The sequence below is a fragment of the Cytobacillus oceanisediminis 2691 genome, from assembly GCF_007678455.1.
Lineage (GTDB): Bacteria > Bacillota > Bacilli > Bacillales > Cytobacillaceae > Mesobacillus > Mesobacillus oceanisediminis_A.
In genome coordinates this window covers 1-239 of the sequence record NZ_VEEP01000392.1, presented here as the reverse complement: position 1 = coordinate 239, position 239 = coordinate 1, and the positions used below count along the sequence as shown (strand labels likewise).

Annotated in this window: 1 protein-coding gene; it reads right to left on the bottom strand. The window is 53.6% G+C overall.

Translation table 11 applies throughout. The annotated features are described in order from the left end of the window. Positions 1-66: 66 nt before the first annotated feature. A complete protein-coding gene (locus tag FS736_RS25680; RefSeq protein ID WP_395883980.1) occupies positions 67-198 on the bottom strand; it encodes a hypothetical protein in 132 nt (43 codons plus the stop codon). Positions 199-239: the final 41 nt, after the last annotated feature.

Below are 239 nucleotides of genomic sequence, written 5' to 3'. Positions count from 1 at the left end.
CACCACCTCATCCCTTTCTTTTTCCATCACTTCAATCAACCTCGAAATCTCCCTCGCACACTCCCTTCAAACTTCACCCACCTTCCTCACTTCATCTCCCACCACACCAAACCCTTTTCCCTCCTCCCCTCCTCTTCCTCCTTCAATCCCACCCTTCACACCCACTAAATTCCTCTCCTCACCCATCCCTCTAATCACCTCCACCCCCCCTAACCCCCCCCCTCCCCTCCATTTCTTCA